Source organism: Polaromonas sp. JS666, assembly GCF_900103405.1.
Taxonomy (GTDB): Bacteria; Pseudomonadota; Gammaproteobacteria; order Burkholderiales; family Burkholderiaceae_C; genus Polaromonas.
Genome location: NZ_FNHX01000008.1, coordinates 95,290 through 109,031 on the forward strand (window position 1 = coordinate 95,290; position 13,742 = coordinate 109,031).

The 13,742-nt window shown below is 68.8% G+C and carries 6 protein-coding genes; 1 reads left to right on the forward strand and 5 read right to left on the reverse strand.

Annotated features, from left to right (window positions below; all coding sequences use genetic code 11):
• Positions 1–8 precede the first annotated feature (8 nt).
• The 5 genes from BLQ85_RS18455 to glnE are packed head-to-tail and all read right to left on the reverse strand — an operon-like array spanning position 9 to position 9,422.
• Entirely contained in the window at positions 9–3,116 is a 3,108-nt protein-coding gene (locus tag BLQ85_RS18455; protein WP_074579073.1) for an efflux RND transporter permease subunit, read from the reverse strand.
• An 11-nt stretch (positions 3,117–3,127) separates the two neighbouring features.
• Positions 3,128–4,291 (reverse strand): efflux RND transporter periplasmic adaptor subunit, encoded by a 1,164-nt coding sequence (locus BLQ85_RS18460; protein WP_074579075.1) that lies wholly within the window; start codon positions 4,289–4,291, stop codon positions 3,128–3,130.
• A gap of 48 nt (positions 4,292–4,339) precedes the next feature.
• A complete protein-coding gene (locus tag BLQ85_RS18465; protein ID WP_074579077.1) occupies positions 4,340–5,869 on the reverse strand; it encodes an efflux transporter outer membrane subunit in 1,530 nt (509 codons plus the stop codon).
• A complete protein-coding gene (locus BLQ85_RS18470) occupies positions 5,856–6,614 on the reverse strand; it encodes a CerR family C-terminal domain-containing protein (RefSeq protein WP_074579079.1) in 759 nt (252 codons plus the stop codon). Before BLQ85_RS18470 ends, BLQ85_RS18465 begins: the two co-directional genes overlap by 14 nt.
• Positions 6,615–6,659: 45 nt before the next feature.
• Complete coding sequence (glnE, locus tag BLQ85_RS18475; protein ID WP_074579081.1) at positions 6,660–9,422, reverse strand: bifunctional [glutamate--ammonia ligase]-adenylyl-L-tyrosine phosphorylase/[glutamate--ammonia-ligase] adenylyltransferase; 2,763 nt, start codon at positions 9,420–9,422, stop codon at positions 6,660–6,662.
• Positions 9,423–9,495: 73 nt separating this feature from the next.
• Here glnE and BLQ85_RS18480 point away from each other — a divergent pair, with 73 nt between their 5' ends.
• Positions 9,496–13,740, forward strand: a complete 4,245-nt coding sequence (locus tag BLQ85_RS18480) for a YhdP family protein (protein ID WP_074579083.1) — start codon at positions 9,496–9,498, stop codon at positions 13,738–13,740.
• The last annotated feature ends 2 nt before the right edge of the window (positions 13,741–13,742 follow it).

The window sequence follows — 13,742 nt, forward strand, 5'->3', positions numbered from 1 at the left end:
CGCCCGGCTTATTCCCCGGTCTGCGCCGGGGCGGGGCTTTCGCCGTGCCGGCCGCGCAATCGCCTGCTGGTGCGCCGGACGAAGTGCTCCAGGTCGTCGATATAGGTGAATACCGCGGGCACCACCAGCAGGCTGAGCACGGTCGAGGTGATCAGGCCGCCGATCACGGCGATCGACATCGGCGAGCGAAAGCTCGGGTCGGCCGCGCCCAGGCCCAGCGCGATGGGCATCATGCCGGCGCCCATGGCCAGCGTGGTCATGATGATGGGCCGCGCGCGCTTGTGGCAGGCGTCCAGCAGCGCGTCCCAGCGCGACATATTGTGGTCGCGCCGCGCCACGATGGCGTATTCCACCAGCAGGATGGAGTTCTTGGTGGCGATGCCCATGAGCATGATCAGGCCGATCAGCGAGGGCATGGAAAAGCTCTTCTGTGCGATCAGCAGGCCGACGAAGGCGCCGCCCAGGGACAGCGGCAAGGCCGCCAGGATGGTCACCGGATGCAGGAAGTCCTTGAACAGCAGCACCAGCACGATGTAGATGCACAGCACACCGGTCAGCATGGCCAGGCCGAAGCTCGCGAACAGCTCGCCCATGACTTCTGCGTCGCCGATTTCCACCACCTTGACACCCGCCGGCAGGTTCTTGATCGCCGGCAGGAGCTTGACCGCCTCGGTGATGTCGCCCAGGGCCCGGCCCGACAGTTCGATCTCGAACTTGACGTTGCGCGAGCGGTCGTAGCGGTCTATGACCGCCGGCCCGCCGGTGATTTCCAGCGTGGCCACCTGGCCCAGCATGACCGGGCCGACGCCGGGCTTGACGCTGGGCACGGCCAGGCGCTCCAGCACGCTCAGGTCTTTGCGGGCCGCGTCATCGAGCTTGACGACGATGGGCACCTGGCGCTGCGAGAGGTTGAGCTTGGGCAGCGATTCCTCGTAGTCGCCGACCGTCGCGATACGCAGCGTTTCCCCCATGGCCGCGCTGGTCACGCCCAGGTCGGCCGCTCGCGCGAAGTCCGGCTTGATGGCGATTTCAGGCCGTACCAGGCTGGCGCTCGATGAAATATTGCCCAGGCCGGGAATGGTCCGCAAATCTTTTTCCACCGCCATCGCGGCGGTCTGCAGGGCGTTGGCGTCCTCGGCCGTCAGCACCAGGATGTAGGCTTCGCCGGATCCGCCCAGGCCGACCTTGCTGCGCACGCCGGGCAAGGATTCCAGGGCCGCGCGCATTTTGTTTTCAATGCCCTGCTTGCGCGGGCGTTCGTTGCGTTCATCGAGCAGCACGGTCAGCGTGGCCTTGCGGGTTTCCGCCGAGCCCTGCATGGCGAAGGGATCGCCGCCGGCCGTGCCCCCGCCTATGGTGGTGTAGACGTTCTTGACGTGCTCGACCTTGCTGATGAGCTGGCGCGCGTGCTCGGCCGAGGCCCTGGTCTGCGCCAGCGTCGCGCCGGGCGGCAACTCCAGGTAGACCTGGGTCTGCGAGTTGTCGTCGGGCGGAATGAAACCCGTGGGCAGCAGCGGAACCAGCGCCACCGAGCCAAAGAAAAACAGCGTGGCCATGGCCATGGTCTTCACGCGGTGATGCAGGCACCAGGTAGCGGCCCGCATGTACCACCGCATCCAGCCTGGGTCGGTGTGTGTGCCCACCACGGGCTTGAGGATGTAGGCCGCCATCATGGGCGTGAGCACCCGCGCCACCACCAGCGAGGCGAACACGGCCAGCGAGGCCGTCCAGCCGAACTGCTTGAAGAATTTTCCGGCCACGCCGCTCATGAAGGCGGTGGGCAGGAACACAGCGATCAGGGTGAAGGTGGTGGCAATCACCGCCAGGCCGATTTCGTCGGCCGCTTCCATTGCGGCCTCATAGGGCGTTTTTCCCATGCGCAGGTGGCGCACGATGTTTTCCACCTCGACGATGGCGTCGTCCACCAGGATGCCTATCACCAGCGACAGCGCCAGCAGGGTGATCACATTGATGGAAAAGCCCAGCAGGTGCATGCCGATGAAGGCCGGGATTACCGACAAAGGCAGTGCCACCGCGGAGACGAAGGTGGCGCGCCAGTCGCGCAGGAACAGCCACACCACCAGCACGGCCAGGATGCCGCCCTCGTAGAGCAGGTGCATGGAGCCGTCGTACTCCTCCTGCACCGGCTGGACGAAATTGAAAGCCTCCACGAGTTCCACGTCGGGGTATTGCCGCTTGAGTTCGGCCAGCGCGGCCTGCACGGCGGCACCCACCGCGACCTCGCTTTCGCCGCGGCTGCGCGAGACCTCGAACCCGACCACGGGTTTGCCGTCCAGCAGCGCGGCCGCGCGCGGCTCGGCGGTGGTGTCGGACACGGTGGCGACCTGGTCCAGCCGTATGCGCCGGCCGTCGCTCAGGGCCAGCTCGATTCCGGCCAGCTCCGCGGCCGACTTCACTGTCGCCAGGGTGCGCATGGGCTGCTCGCTGCCGCCCAGGTCGGCGCGCCCGCCCGCGCTTTCCGTCTGCACCTGGCGCAGCTGGCGCGAGATGTCGGACGCCGTGGCGCCCAGGGCCTGCAGGCGCGACGGGTCCAGCGCCACGCGCACCTCGCGCGAGACGCCGCCCACGCGGTTGACCGCGCCCACACCGCGCACCGCCAGCAGCTTGCGCGAGACGTCGTTGTCGACGAACCAGGACAGCGCCTCCTCGTCCATGCGCGGCGAACGGATGGTGAAGGCCAGCACCGGCTGGCCGGCCAGGTCCATCTTGGAGACCACCGGTTCGCGCACGTCGGCGGGCAGTTCGCTGCGCACCTTGGATACGGCGGCGCGCACGTCATCCACGGCTTCCTGCACGGGTTTTTCGAGCCGGAACTCGGCCGTGATGGTGGCGCCGCCGTCCTGCACCTTGGTATAGATGTGTTTGAGGCCCTGCACCGTGGCGATGGAATTTTCCAGCTTGCGCGCCACTTCGGTTTCAAGCTGGGCGGGCGCCGCGCCCGGCAGCGAAGCCGACACCGTCACCGTGGGCAGGTCGATGTCGGGAAAGTTCTGCACCTTCATCGCCTTGAAGGACAGCATGCCGGCAAAGGTCAGCAGCACAAACAGCATGACCGCCGGAATCGGGTTCTTGATCGACCAGGAGGAGACATTCATGGGCCTGCTCCTTACTTGCTGGCGGCCGTCGCCGGCCTGGCGGAGGCCGGTGCGGCGGGGACGGCGTCGCTGACCCTGACCAGGTCGCCGTCGTTCAGGAAGCCCGCGCCGCTGACGATGATGCGCGCGTCCGCGGCCAGGCCGGACGTGATCTCGACCCGGTCGCCGGCCAGCCGGCCGGTCTGCACCTTGAGCTGGCTGATGCGATTGTCGGCATTGAGGCGAAACAGGTAGTTAAAGCCGTCGCGCACCACCAGCGCTGGCTGCGGCACGGTCAGCGCGGGCGTCTCGCCCAGCTCGAACTCCCCGCGCGCGAACATGCCGGCCTTGGCCGGCGACGCCATGCCGGCGGAAACCGGCAGGTCCACATAGACCAGCGCCGCGCGGGTTTGCGGGTCCACGCTGGGGGCGATCATGCGCACCCGCCCCTTGAGTTCGGCGCCGCTGGCGGCCACCACCCTGGCCGTGGTGCCGGCCTTGATGCGGCCCAGTTCGGCCGAAGTCACCTCCGCGCGCCACTCGAGGCGCCCGCCCCGTATCAGGCGGAACAGCTCGGTGCCCTGGGGCACCACCGAGCCCACCGTCGCGGTGCGCGCGGAGATCACGCCGCTGTCGGGCGCCAGCACCTGGGTGTTTTTGCCGCGCAGCTGCTGCGCGTCAAGCACGGCCTTGGCCGCCTCGACGCGCGCCTTGGCGGTCTGCTCGGCGGTGTTGTACTGGTTGATCTGCTGGTCGCTCAGCGCGCCCGAGCTGGCCAGGGTGCGCGCCCGCGCCGCGTTGTCGGCCGCGTCGGCCGCGTTGGCCTGTGCCTCGATCAGGTTGGCGCGGGCCTGCGCGGTGTCGGCCTGCACGCTATCGCCCGAGAACACCGCCAGCACCTGCCCGGCCTTGACCTGGTCGCCGACGTTGGCCTGCACCTGCACCAGCCGCAGGCCGTTGGACTCGGAGCCGATCACGGCCTCCTGCCAGGCCGTGATGTTGCCGTTGGCGCTGAGCCTGACCGGCAGGCTCATCTGCCGCGGCAGCGCCGTGGCGACGGTCAGGGCCGGCTTGGCGGTGGGCGGGGCATCGCCTTTGGCCTCCGAGCGGGAAAGGAAAAGGGCGGCGCCTCCCGCCACCAGCACGGCAGCGGCGATCAAGGCGATGGCAAAAGGGGTGGGCTTGAGTTTTGGCATGGTGTGCAAGGGCTCTGTCAAAGGTGGCGGAGTGATGGCGTGGCGGCCTCAGGGCGCGGTGATGGCGGCGGGGGTGAAGGGGGCGGGCACGTCCGACACCAGGGGCGGCACCGGCGGCTCGGCCGTGGTCCAGCCGCCGCCCAGCGCGCGGTACAGTGCCACCCAGGCGCTGCGGCGCTCGCGCTGCAGCGCGACCACATTGCTTTGCGCCGCCAGCAAGGTGCGGCGGGCGTCCTCAAGTTCGACCAGGCTGGCCAGCCCGCTCTTGTAGCGGGCCTCGGTGCCGGTGAAGGAGGCGCGGTAGCCTTGCGCGGCGACCAGCGCGTCCTCGTTGCGCTCGGCGGTGCTTTGCAGCTTGACCAGCGCTTCCTCCACCTCCTGCACGGCTTTGCGCACGCTGGCGCGGTACTGGGCCGCGGCGTCCTCATAGCGGGCCTTGGCGGCCTCCACATTGGCCTCGCTGGCGCCGCCGTCAAACAGCGGAACCGTCAGCTGCAGCGGCCCGACCGTCCAGGTGTCAAAACGCTGCTTGGAGGCGCTGGTGCGCGACTTGGTGGTGAACACCGAGCCGCTCAGGCTCAGCCTCGGAAAGCGTTGCGCGCGCGCGCTGCCCACTTCCAGGTGGGCCGCGTCCACCTCGCGCGCCGCGTTGAAGATGTCGGGCCGCTGGGCCAACACTTCGGCGGGCACGCTGATGACGGGCGCCATCGACTCCCGCGTCAGGTCGGCGGGCGCATCGGCCAGCTTTTGCCGCAGGGCGGGTTCCTCGAGGGCCGTGAGCGCCACCAATGACTTGATGTCCAGGTCGCACAGCGTGCGCTGCTGGATGGCGTTGCCGTGCCCTTCCGCGGCGCTGGCCCGGGCCAATGCCGCGGTGGCGGGTGCCTGGAAGCCGGCCTTGGTGCTCAGCTCCGAGAGCCGCGCGGTTTCGGCCCGCGAGGCGGCGTCGGCGCGCGCGACCTCCAGCAGTTTTTCGCAGGCGCGCAGGCTGTAATACTGCGTTGCGACTTCGGCGGCAACCGAGACGCGCGCCGCATGCCACAAGGCCTGCGAGCCGTCAAAGCGCTGCTGGTCGGCATCCCGGCTGGCCGCATACTGGCCGAACAGGTCGATTTCCCAGGACGCCTGCAGGCCCGCCTCCAATGTCGTGGTGATCGGCGGCGTCGCCCGGTTCACCGGGGCCGAGCGCCCGCGGCTGGCGCTGCCGATGGCGTCCAGCGTGGGCAGCATGGCCGCGCCGGAAGCCACGCGCGAAGCCCGCGCCTGCTCGATGTTGGAGCGCGCCGTCGAGACGCTGGGGCTGACGGCTTCGGCCGCCATGATCAATTCCACCAGCAGCGGGTCGTTTTGTTGCTCCCACCAGCGGGACAGCCCGGCCAGGCTGCCGTCGTGGGGCAAGGCCGCGGTGGTGCCCGGCACGGCAGCCGGCAGGGGTGCCTGCCACTGCGTCGGGATAGGGGCTGCCGGCGTGTTGTGGGCCACGTCCGTGGCGCAGCCGGCCAGCAGCACTGCACAGGCGGCCACAAACCCCAATGCCGACAGGCGGGACGGCTTGCGCCGGGAATCAGGTTTTTTCATGGCTTGCGGTTTTCAGGTGCGGCATGCCGGCCGCGAGATGGTCGGGAAGGTGTTCGCGTCGCGCCGTTTCGACGGCGACCATGGCTTCGGCGTAGGCCACCAGGCTGGCGGCCCATTGCTCCACGGCGTCGGGTGTGCCGAACAGCTGGGGCCGGATCGCATCCACCACCTCGCGGCTGATGAACATGTGGATGGCCAGGCCAGTGATGGAAAAGGCCAGCCTGTGCACCTCGTCGTCGGCCTTGGAAAGCCCCAGGTGGCGGCACAGCACCTTCACCAGGGCCGCGTGCGCGGGCTTGATGCCGTTGTCGATTTCTTCGGCCCACAGGCCCGTGGGCTCCAGCATCTCGCGAAAATGCAGCCGGGTCGACAGCTGCACCAGTTCGCCCTGGCGTAGAGGCTCCAGGAAACCCGAAAAAAACCCTTCCAGCGACTGGCGCAGCGTGAAGTTCGGCTGGTCGTACAGCGCGATGTCGTCGCGCGCGCTGCCCAGCGGTTCGGTGAAAACAGCGCGGTACAGCCCGGCCTTGTCGCCGAAGTAATAGCTGATGGCCGCCACGTTGGCACCCGCGGCCTGGGCGATGTCGCGTATTGAGGTCTTGGCAAAACCCTTCTCGGAGAACAGGCGCAACGCCGCGTGAAGCAGGTGCGCCCTGGCGTGGGCGCCGTCGGAGCGCTGCTTGCGGGCTTCGCCTTCGGTGCCGGCGGCGCGCGAAACTGTTTTGGGGCGTGGATCGGCATTCATGTGCCCGCATTAGAGCACATGAGTCAAACAAATGATTGAATTAAATCAATCGTTTGATTTGAAAGTGGAAATCCACAGTTGCCGGATGGCGTCGCACTCGGCTTGCAGCGCCGGCGGGCTGACCTGGGTCGGCTCCTCGTTGAGGCGGGCGCGGTGCTGCACGCGCCGCAGTTCGCGGTAGGCGGCGGCCGCGCGCTGGCCCACGCCGGGCGGCAGCAGGCCGGCGGCTTCGGCGCGCTGCAGCAGGGAGATGTTGCCCACGTTGGCGATCAGCTCCGGGTGCCGCGCGGATTCGGACAGCACCAGGAACTGCACCGCGAACTCGGCGTCCACCATGCCGCCGGGGCTGTGTTTCACATCGAATTTGTCGCCCCGCACCGGACGGGCGCTGCGCACCTTCTCGCGCATGGCGACGATCTCGCTGCGCAGCGCCGCGGTATCGCGCGGGGCGGTGATGACGGTTTCGCGCACCTGGTCAAAGCGCTGGCGCAGCGAATCGCCGCCGAGCACGCAGCGCGCGCGCGTCATGGCCTGGTGCTCCCAGGTCCAGGCGGTGTTGCTGCCGCGCTGCTGCTGGTAGCGGGTGTAGGCCTCGAAGCTGGTGACCAGCAGGCCCGAATTGCCGTTGGGGCGCAGGGCCGTATCGATCTCGAACAGGTCGCCTTCGCCGGTCTTGATGGTCAGCCAGTTGATCAGCTTGCGCACAAAGGCTGCATAAACCTCAGGCGCGCGTTCGTCCTCGTCCTCGTAAACGAACACGATGTCCAGGTCGCTGCCGTAGCCGAGCTCCTTGCCGCCCAGCTTGCCGTAGGCAATGATGGCGAACTGCGGCGTGTCGCGGTGGCGATTTTTCAGGCGCTGCCAGCACCAGCGCGCGGTGATATCCAGGATCGCTTCGGCCAGCGCGCTCAGGTCGTCGGCCACCTGCTCGACCGTGAGCACGCCTTCGAGGTCGCGCGCCAGCGTGCGAAAGACCTCGGCATGGTGGGCGCGGCGCAGCAGGTTCAGGCAGGTTTCCTCATCGTCCTCGCCGGTGCTGCGCAGGGCCGCCAGCCGCTGCTCCACGTCGCGGGCGAAAGCCGCGCCGTCAAAGCGTTCCTTGAGCAGCTCATCGCTGGCCAGCTCGTCGATCACGCCGGGATGCTGCAGCAGGTAGCGCGCGGGCCATTTGGCCGCGCCCAGCAGGCGCAGCAGGCGTTCATGCACGGCCGGCCGCTCCAGCAGCAGCGCCAGGTAGCTTTCGCGCCTGAGCAGGGGTTCTATCCAGTCGAGGATACGCACGGCGGCTTCTTCCGTCACCGTACCCTCGGCCAGCCAGGCGGCGGTGCGCTGCACCAGCCGCGTCAGGCGTGCGCGCGAATCCTCGCGCAGGCCCAGCACGCGGGGATGCTGGCGCCACAGCGCCAGGCGGGCGCGGAACTGTTCGGGCCATTGTTCCGACAGCTGCTCCAGCAGGTCGTCAAGCTGCTGCGGCGCGGCCTTGGCCTTGCCGCCGCAGCCCTTGCAGTCGGCTTTGCCGCCCAGCAGCTTGTCGAACTCGCCGGCCACCAGTTCGCGGTGCGCGTCGAGTTCGCTGAGAAAGGGGCAGCAATTGCCGTAGCCCAGTGTTTCCGCGATCCAGGCCAGGTCGTCGTCGCGCGTGGGCAGCACATGGGTCTGCTGGTCGTCCAGGTACTGGATGCGGTGCTCCACCCGGCGCAGGAAATCGTAGGCCCGCGCCAGCGCGTCGGCCGTTTCCTGCGGCATCAGGCCGGCGCGGGCCACGCGCTGCAGGGCGTCCACCGTGGGGCGGGTGCGCAACTCCGGGAACTGCCCGCCGCGCACCACCTGCAGCAGCTGCACGGTGAATTCGATTTCGCGTATGCCGCCGCGCGACATCTTGACGTCGTTGGCGCGCTCGGGGTGGCCGGCGCAGCGTTTGGCCGCATGCTCGCGGATCTGCCGGTGCAGCGTGCGCAGCGCGTCGAACACGTTGTAGTCGAGGTAGCGCCTGAACACAAAGGGCAGCACCGGGCCGCGCAATGCCTGCGCGGCGCCGCTTTGCACGCAGGCCAGCGGTGCCACCACGCGGCTTTTGAGCCAGGCAAAACGTTCCCACTCGCGGCCCTGCGCCTGGAAATATTCTTCCAGCGCGCTGAGCGAGACGGCGGCGGGGCCGGAATTGCCGTTGGGCCTGAGCGCCAGGTCCACCCGGAAAACAAAGCCGTGCTCGGTGGCGTCGCCGATCAGGCTGTAGACCGCCTTGACCTGGTGCGCGAAGTATTCGTGGTTCGAGATCTGCCCGCGGCCGTCGCTGCGTCCGACGGTTTCACCGTGGTGGTCGTAGACATAGATCAGGTCGATGTCGCTGGAGACATTCAGTTCGCGCGCCCCCAGCTTGCCCATGCCGACCACCCACATCCGGGCGCGTTCCCCGCCGGGGGCTTGCGGCGCGCCGTGCTGGGCGTCGAGCATGGCGCCCGACTCCCGCATGGCCACGTCGAGGGCCAGTTCCGCCAGTTCGGTCATGGCGCAGGTCACGACTTTCAGCGGTGCCTGGTCTTCGCTGGCGCCGTCGCAATCGAGCACCACCAGCCTTTCCATCACCAGCTGGCGCAACACCCGCAGCGCGGCGCCGGTTTCCAGCCCCTGCGCCAGCAGGGCATCCAGGGCGGTCTGCATGCTTGCCCGAACGGGTGCGCCGGGGGGCAGCAGCGCAAGCCATTCGGCATAGCGGCGGCGCACGCGCTGGACAAAGCGGGAATAACCTGACGCGGCCGGCCCGGCGGCGGAGGGAGAGTCAGGGCTGGCGGTCAGGGCAACGGTCATCACACTACTTCACAAAACTTCATGGTCCCCCGCCGGACGGATAAGCGCCCCGGCGGTCATAATTCTCTGGTCAATGGAGCCAACGATTCCCAGCCTGTCCACCCTGCCGCCGCGCCGCCTGCACTGGCTTGCCTTGATCCTGCGCATCCTGTTGTGGCTCGTCGCCGCGGCCTGGCTGCTCTTTGGCTTGAGCTGGTTCGTGCTGCATGGCTGGATTGTGCCGCGAATCGGCGAATTCCGTCCGCGCCTGGAAATAGAGGCCAGCAAGGCCTTGGGGGTGCCTGTGCGCATAGGCGGCATCACCGCGCATTCCCAGGGCATGATCCCTTCTTTCGAGCTGAGCGACGTCACCCTGCTGGACGCGCAGGGCCGCGAAGCCCTGAGGCTGCCGCGCGTGCTGGGCGCCCTGTCGCCTTCCTCGATCTGGGGGCTGGGCTTTGAGCAGATCTACATCGACAAGCCCGAGCTGGACATACGCCGCGCCGCGGACGGGAAAATCTATGTGGGCGGCCTGGACGTCTCGCAGGACCGGGCCGGCGGCCAGAGCGCCGCGGCCGACTGGTTTTTTTCGCAAACCGAATTCGCCATACGCGGCGGCACCGTGCGCTGGACCGACGAATTGCAGCGGGCGCCGCCGCTGGCGCTCACGCAGGTCGACTGGGTCATGCGCAACGCGCGGCGCCGCCACCTCTTGCGCCTGGACGCCACGCCACCTCCCGAGTGGGGCGACCGCTTCACCGTCAGGGGCATGTTTCGCCAATCCCTGCTGTCCGGCGGCGCCGGCGACTTCGACGCCTGGACCGGGCAGCTGTTCGCCGAATTCGGCCGCGTGGACGCATCGCGCATCCGCCAATACCTGAACATGGACACGCTGGGCGTGGAACTGGCGCGCGGCAACGGCGCGCTGCGCGCCTGGGCGGACGTGAGCGAGGGCCGCATCATCGGCGGCACCGCCGACGTGGCGCTGCAGGACGTGGACGCCCGTTTCGGCGCCAAGCTCCAGCCGCTGGCCTTCGAATTCGTCGCGGGTCGCATAGGCGGCGGCCAGCGCGCCAACGGCTTTGACTTCAACACCGAGGGCCTGCGCTTTCGCACCCGCGACGGCCTGCAGTGGCCGGGCGGCAATGTGGCCCTGGCCCACACCGGCGACGAGGCCGGCGTGGCGCAGCACACCGAGCTCAAGGCCGACAAGCTCGACCTGGCTGCGCTCGCGCAGATCGCCAACCGCCTGCCGCTCGATGCCGCCACGCATGGTTTCATCGCCTCCTTCGCGCCCAAGGGGCTGGTGGAGACCGTCGAGGCGCGCTGGCAAGGGCCCATCGCCGCGCCCAGCACCTATGCCGCGAAAGGCCGGGTGGCCGGCCTGAGCATTGCGGCGCTGCCGGCGCCCCAGCCGGCGGCGGCGGCAGCCACCCCGGCAGCGCCGCATGCCGCGTCGCATCCCAGGCCCGGCAGGCCGGGCATCAGCGGCGCCGCGATTGACTTCAACTTCACCCACGAGGGCGGGCAGGCCAAGGTCAAGATCGCCAACGGCGCGCTCGACCTGCCCGGCGTTTTTGAGGATTCGCTGGTGCCTTTCGACCAGCTGGCCGTCGAGGCCCAATGGAAATTCTCGGGCCGCAAAATCGAGGCGCAGCTGCGCAATCTGCAGTTCGCCAATGCCGACGCGCAGGGCCAGGCGCAGGCCAGCTGGCGCACCGAGGACGTGGCCGGCCCGGCGCCCGCCGCGGGCGCGCCCGACCTGCGTTTTCCCGGCGTGCTTGACCTGCAGGGCAGCCTGAGCCGGGGCGACGGCGCGCGGGTGCACCGCTACCTGCCGCTGGTGCTGCCCGACCAGGTTCGCCACTATGTGCGCGACGCGGTGGTGCAGGGCCAGGTCAGCGACGTGAAGTTCAAGGTCAAAGGCCCGCTCGAGCACCTGCCCTTCACCAACCCGGCGCAAGGGGATTTCCGGGTCTCCGCCAGGATCCGCAATGGCCACTTCGCCTATGTGCCTAAAACCATACAGCCGGCCGCTGCGGCGCCCTGGCCGGCCCTGACCGAGCTGGGCGGCGAACTGGTCTTCGACCGCGCCTCGCTGGAAGTGAACGGCGCCAGCGGCAAGGTCGCCGGCCTGCCGGGGCTGCAGCTGGCCAAGGGGGACGCGCGCATTCCGGACCTGACCCATGATTCCACGGTCCACGTGAACGTCGAGCTCAAGGGTGCGCTGGCCGACGCGCTGGGCTTCGTCAACCAGTCGCCGGTGGGCGCCATGACCAGCCACGCGCTGGCCGGGGCCAAGGCCGGCGGCACGGGCGACTACCGCTTTCGCCTGGAGCTGCCCATCCATTCGATCGACAAGTCGCGCGTCGAAGGCACGGTCACCCTGCCCGGCAACGACGTGCAGTTCGCGGCGGCCGCGCCCATGCTGGCAAAACTCAAGGGCGTGGTGAACGTCAGCGAAAAGGGTTTCTCCGTCGCCGGCGGCCAGGCCAAACTGCTGGGCGGCGATGTGCGCTTCGACGGCGGCCTGAGCACGCATCCGCGTGCCACGGGGAGCGCCGAGACGGAAACCGTCGCGACCTTCAAGGCGCAAGGCAACGTGAGCGCCGAAGGCTTGCGCCAGGCCAGGGAACTGGGCCCGCTGGCGCGCATGGCGCAAAACGCCAGCGGCAGCACGGCCTACACCGCGACCCTCGGGTTTCGCCGCGGCATGCCGGAGCTGGCGATTTCCAGCAGCCTGCAGGGCCTGGCGCTGAACCTGCCCGCGCCCTTGAACAAAACCGCCGAAGCGATGCTGCCGCTGCGCTTTGAAAATGCTTTGCTGCAGGCTTCCATGGGCCCGGGACAAAAACTTGAAGACCAGCTGACGGTCTCGATAGGGCGCACCGCCTCCGTGGCCTATGTGCGCGACCTGAGCGGCAGCGAGCCGCGCGTGATTCGCGGCGGCATCGCCGTGGGCCTGGAGCCCGGCGAGGCCGCGCCCATGCAGGAAACCGGCGTCGCGGCCAACATCAACCTGGCCCATGTGGACCTGGACGCCTGGCAGAAGCTGCTGGGCGACTCCACGGTCGTCGGTAACACGCTGCAGGCGGCCCCGCCAGCGGCGTCCGCGGCGCTCAACCGTGCCGCCTCGAACGCCGCCATGAGTTACCTGCCGACCACCATGGCCATACGCGCCCGCGAGCTGGTGGTGGAAGGGCGCAAGCTCAACAACGTGGTGGTGGGCGGTTCGCGCGAAGGCCTGACCTGGCGCGCCAACATCGACGCCACCGAGCTCAACGGCTATGTTGAATTCCGCCAGCCCGGCGGCATAGGCGCCGGGCGCGTCTACGCGCGGCTCTCGCGCCTGAGCCTGGAGCCCGGCACGGCCAACGAGGTGGAAGCCATCCTGAACGAGCAGCCGGCCAGCATCCCGGCGCTGGACATCGTCGTGGAAGACCTGGAGCTGCGCGGCAAGAAGCTGGGGCGGGTCGAGATCGACGCCATCAATCGCGGTGCATCGGCTGCGGCGCGCGACGGCGTGCGCGAATGGCGGCTGAACAAATTCAACGTGATCCTGCCCGAGGCCGTACTGACGGCCAACGGCAACTGGGTGGCCCTGAACGCGCAGGCCGCTGCCGCCGCGGGCAGCAACCGCGCCGCGCGCGCGGCCGCCGAACGCCGCCGCACGGTGATGAATTTCAAGCTCGAAATCGCCGACTCGGGCGCCTTGCTCAAGCGTTTCGGCATGGGTGAGGTGATTCGCCGCGGCAAGGGCAAGCTCGAAGGCCAGGTGGCTTGGGTGGGCTCGCCGCTGAGTTTCGACTATCCGTCCATGAGCGGGCAATTCAACGTCAATGTCGAATCGGGGCAGTTCGTCAAGGCCGATCCCGGCATCGCCAAGCTGCTGGGCGTGCTGAGCCTGCAGTCCCTGCCGCGCCGGCTGGCGCTGGATTTCCGCGACGTCTTCTCGGAAGGCTTCGCCTTCGATTTCGTGCGCGGCGACGTCAACATCAACCAGGGCGTGGCCTATACCAACAACCTGCAGATGCGCGGCGTCAATGCCGCCGTGCTCATGGAGGGTTCGGCAGACATCGCCAGGGAAACGCAGGACATCAAGGTCGTGGTGGTGCCGGAGATCAACGCCGGCACGGCTTCGCTGATCGCCACCGCCATCAACCCGGCCATAGGGCTGGGCAGCTTCCTGGCGCAGATGTTTCTGCGCCGGCCCCTGATACAGGCGGCCACCCAGGAGTTCCACATCGACGGCACCTGGTCCGACCCCCGGGTCACCAAGCTGGACCGCAAGGCCCAGGCCGACAACAAGCCCAGCCAGGCTTCCACGGAGACGCGCTGACC

Bases quoted from the DNA above. Each gene is read 5' to 3' on its own strand.
- BLQ85_RS18455 (WP_074579073.1), bottom strand. From the start codon at position 3,116: ATGAATGTCTCCTCCTGGTCGATCAAGAACCCGATTCCGGCGGTCATG.
- BLQ85_RS18460 (WP_074579075.1), bottom strand. From the start codon at position 4,291: ATGCCAAAACTCAAGCCCACCCCTTTTGCCATCGCCTTGATCGCCGCT.
- BLQ85_RS18465 (WP_074579077.1), bottom strand. From the start codon at position 5,869: ATGAAAAAACCTGATTCCCGGCGCAAGCCGTCCCGCCTGTCGGCATTG.
- BLQ85_RS18470 (WP_074579079.1), bottom strand. From the start codon at position 6,614: ATGAATGCCGATCCACGCCCCAAAACAGTTTCGCGCGCCGCCGGCACC.
- glnE (WP_074579081.1), bottom strand. From the start codon at position 9,422: ATGACCGTTGCCCTGACCGCCAGCCCTGACTCTCCCTCCGCCGCCGGG.
- BLQ85_RS18480 (WP_074579083.1), top strand. From the start codon at position 9,496: ATGGAGCCAACGATTCCCAGCCTGTCCACCCTGCCGCCGCGCCGCCTG.